General features: G+C 78.8%; 5 protein-coding genes and 1 pseudogene. 3 read left to right on the top strand and 3 right to left on the bottom strand.

The window, feature by feature from the left end:
* Positions 1-66 precede the first annotated feature (66 nt).
* Positions 67-537 (top strand): hypothetical protein, encoded by a 471-nt coding sequence (locus PSR1_RS22345; protein ID WP_059439522.1) that lies wholly within the window; start codon positions 67-69, stop codon positions 535-537.
* A 26-nt stretch (positions 538-563) separates the two neighbouring features.
* On the opposite strand, the gene PSR1_RS22340 is transcribed toward PSR1_RS22345, so the two are convergent.
* The gene (locus tag PSR1_RS22340) at positions 564-845 is read right to left on the bottom strand and encodes a pyrimidine/purine nucleoside phosphorylase (protein WP_059439521.1); all 282 of its coding nucleotides are present in this window, start codon (positions 843-845) and stop codon (positions 564-566) included.
* 32 nt (positions 846-877) lie between these two features.
* On the bottom strand, positions 878-1,564 hold the full coding sequence (locus PSR1_RS22335; RefSeq protein WP_059439520.1) for a DUF6064 family protein: 687 nt from the start codon (positions 1,562-1,564) through the stop codon (positions 878-880).
* Between the two features lie 195 nt (positions 1,565-1,759).
* On the opposite strand from PSR1_RS22335, the gene PSR1_RS22330 reads away from it, so the two are divergent.
* Entirely contained in the window at positions 1,760-2,773 is a 1,014-nt protein-coding gene (locus tag PSR1_RS22330) for a histone deacetylase (protein WP_059439519.1), read from the top strand.
* On the opposite strand, the gene PSR1_RS22325 is transcribed toward PSR1_RS22330, so the two are convergent.
* Positions 2,742-3,290 (bottom strand): hypothetical protein, encoded by a 549-nt coding sequence (locus tag PSR1_RS22325; RefSeq protein WP_059439518.1) that lies wholly within the window; start codon positions 3,288-3,290, stop codon positions 2,742-2,744. The two genes, PSR1_RS22330 and PSR1_RS22325, sit on opposite strands and share 32 nt — an antisense overlap.
* 61 nt (positions 3,291-3,351) lie before the next feature.
* Here PSR1_RS22325 and PSR1_RS22320 point away from each other — a divergent pair.
* A pseudogene (locus PSR1_RS22320) lies at positions 3,352-3,596 on the top strand (hypothetical protein); the annotation flags it as partial.

Genomic DNA, 3,596 nt, shown 5'->3' with positions numbered 1-3,596 from the left:
CGCCGCCACGCCAGGGGCGCGCCGGCGCGGGCTGCGGCCGGGACCGGCGCGTGCTAACTGTGGCGCGTGCCCCACTTCTCCCGCCGCCTCCCTGGCGTCCTGCCGCGCAAGGACCTCGTCCGCCTGCTCGTGCCCACGTACGCCGCCGCGCGCGGCGTGGACGAGGAGGAGGCCGCCGAGCGGCTCTCGCGCGCGCTCGCCGCCCCGGCGGCGCTCGACGAGCTGTACGGCGGCATCTCCGAGGCGCTCCGCGACGCGCAGGGCCCGCGCACCTCGGAGGACGCGCTCATGGACCGGCTCTCCGCGGGCGTGGTGACCCGCGGCGGCCGCGCCAAGCCCGCCCCCTCGACGCCGGCCGTCTCCGCCGCGCTCGTCCGGCTCGACCTCGAGGTCGGCATCGCCCCGGAGTCGATGCGCGCCACGCTCGCGGCCGGACCGGGGCGCGCGCTGCTCGAGGCCGGGCTCCGCGCGCTCGGCGCGCACGTGGTGAAGGAGCTGCTGCGCGGCGCGCGCGGGGGCGCGGCGAAGGGGAGCTAGGGACGCGCCGCCAGGCAGCCCTCGTCCTACAGAAACTCGCAGACGTACGCCGCCGGCGCGGTCGCCTTCACGTCGAAGCCGCTCCGGCCCGGGACCTCGAAGCAGGTGCCGGCGGGGAAGGCGCGGAAGCCGGCCTCGCCCGGCAGGCGCGCCCACAGCTCGCCCGAGACCACGGTCATCCGCTCCGGCGCCTCCGTGCCGAAGTGGAACTCGCCCACGTCCACCACGCCGGCGGTCTGCCGGCGGCCGTTGCGCTCGAACCCGATGCTCTGGACCTGGCCCTCGAAGAACGTCTTGTGCGTGAGCATGGGCCGATGGAAGCACGCGCCGCGCGCGCCGGTCAACGCGCGCCCGCGCCGCGCGCCGCGGGCCGCCGGTGGACGCGCGGGCGATCGCGGCCGAGCAGGAGGCCGGTCGCGAGCACGCCGGCGAACGGCAGCGGGAGGTCCTCGGTCATGCCCAGCTCGAGCGCGGCGGGGATGCCCATCAGCGACCACAGGAACGGGACCACCAGCAGCCGGCGCGGCACCGGCCGGTCGGTGAGCAGCAGCAGTCCCAGGGTGAAGATCGTGTTCGGGCAGGGCGTCACGCCGAACGCGGGCGCGCGCGGGTAGGCGTGCCCGGCGAGCGCGCCGACGAGCGGGTAGACGGCCGCCGCGTAGAGCATGAGCGAGAGCCCCGCGGTGGTGAGCCCGCCGGGCCGGGCGTGGAACGACAGCCACCCGCGCACCGACGCCGTCGCGAACAGCACCGCCTGGACCACGAACGCCGCGGCGAACGCCGGCGCGAGCGAGGACACGCGCGCGAACGCGCTCGCGTGGAAGGCGGCGGCGGCGGCCCACAGGAACGCGAGCACGAGCGCGGTCCCGGCGCTCGCCCCGCGCCCGCCGCGCACCGCGAGCACGAGCGCGAGGAGCGCGAGCGCGAGGAGCGCGAGCGCGTAGGCGACGAGCGGCATGGGCCACACCGCGCCGTTGAACTGCTCGAACGCGTCGAGGAGCTGCTGCGAGGTGAACGGGACGCCCATGGGCCACCTCCGCCTGCCAGCAGGCGCACCGCCGCGCGCCGGCGTCGAGCGCCCTCGGCGTGGCGACCCGATCGCGGGCGGCACCGGACGCGCCCGCGCGCGCACCGGGATGGTTGCATCACCAACGGTGAAGCGCCCTCCGGGCCGCCCGGGGTTCCCCCGCCCGCCCGCCGGGAGTATGGTGCCCGCCGAACCATGCCGCAGCGCGTCCTCCTCGTCTCCCATCCCGACTGCCAGGCGCACGATCCCGGCCCCGGGCACCCCGAGCGCCTGGCGCGGCTCGAGGCCGCGCTGGAGGCGCTCGCCGCGGATCCCGCGCTCGGGCCGGAGGTGGTGGAGCGCGTCGAGGCGGCGCGGGCGACCGAGCAGGCGCTGCTCCGCGTGCACACGCCCGGGCACCTCGCCCGCGTGCGCGGTCACGTGGAGGCGGCGGCGCGCACCGGGATGCTCGACTGGCTCGAGCCGGAGACGCCGGTGTCGGCGGGCTCCTGGCGGGCGGCGGTGGCCGCGGCCGGCGCGGCCATCGAGGCCGCCGAGCGGGTGGCGCGCGGCGAGGCGCGGGCGGCGTTCGCGCTGGTCCGGCCGCCCGGCCACCACGCCTGGGCCGAGCGCGCCGGCGGGTACTGCCTGCTCAACAACGTCGCGATCGCGGCGCGCGCGGTCCAGGCCGCGGGGCTGGCGCGGCGGGTGCTCGTGGTGGACTGGGACGTCCACCACTGCGACGGCACGCAGTCGATCTTCTGGGAGGACCCGGCCGTCTACGTGCTCTCCCTGCACCTGTGGCCGCACTACCCGCACACCGGCGCGCCGGAGGAGCGCGGCGCCGGCGCGGGCGAGGGGACGACGCGCAACGTGGCGGTGCCGCACGGCACGCGCGCGCCCGAGCAGCGGCGGCTGTTCGAGGACGGGCTCGCGGCGGCCCTCGCCGAGTTCCGCCCGGACCTGGTGCTGCTCTCGGCCGGCTTCGACCCGCTGGAGGGCGATCCGGAGGGCGGCCTGCACCTCGAGCCGTCCGACCTGCACGCGATGACGCGGACGCTGGTGGAGCGGTGCGCCGCGGCCGGCTGCGAGCGGATCGCGGCGGTGCTGGAGGGCGGCTACGTCCCCCCGCGCCTGGGCGAGGGCGTGGTGCAGGTGGTCCGGGCGCTGGCGGGGCTGCCGGCGGCCGGGGAGCGCGTCAGCCCCGCGGCCGCGCGCCGAAGCGGATGAGGTCGCGCTCGCCGCGCCCGAACGCGCCCAGCAGCGCCGCCGGGCCGTGGGCCTGCGCGTCCGCCAGCTCCTGCGGCGAGAGGAACACGGCCATCGACACCTGCACCAGCTCCGCGTCGAAGCGGATCGCGTCGGGCAGGTCCGGGAACCAGCGGCCGGCGCTGGGCGGGAGCAGCGCCACCCCGGCGCGCCCCGCGTCCACCAGCGCGGGGTCCGCGAGCGGGAGGACGCGGACCGCGTCGCCCGCGGGCGCGGCCCGCTCCACGCGCGCCAGCAGCGCCCCGACCATCATGGGATCCGCGTCGGTGAGCGTCGCGACCACGCGGCGGCCGGACCGCCCGAGCGTGAACACCACCGCCGCGCCCGGGCTGGGGGCGAGCGGCGCGGACGCGAACACGGCCGGCGGGCCGTCCGGATCGAGCGCGAGCTCGACCGCGCGCCCGCCGCCCGCGGCGGGGACGTGCTCCATCACGTACACGAGGACCCGGGCCTCGAGCCGGTTCAGCGCCGCTTCCATGGCGGAAGCTTGCCACGTTCCACGCCGGAGCGGGAACCGCGGCTGCTAGACTCCGCGCCCTATGCCGCTCGCCCGCCGCCGCGCCGCCTGGCCCCCCTGGAAGGAGAACCGCCGCGTCGCGCTGTCCGTGGCCGCCGTCGCGCTGGTGGTGGGCGCGGTGGTGCTCTGGGGGCGCGGCACCGGACGCCCGGACGTCGCGCTCGCGGCGCAGGCCGCCGCGCTCCTCGGCTGGTTCGCCCTGCTCATGGTGGCGGTGCGCCGGCCGCCCCGCGCCCGGGCGCCGCGCGACGCCGCCGGCGCCGCCAT

This window comes from Anaeromyxobacter sp. PSR-1 (genome assembly GCF_000964525.1).
Lineage (GTDB): Bacteria > Myxococcota > Myxococcia > Myxococcales > Anaeromyxobacteraceae > Anaeromyxobacter.
The sequence above is the reverse complement of the archived record's forward strand: the minus strand, read 5'-3'. Positions and strand labels throughout refer to the sequence as shown.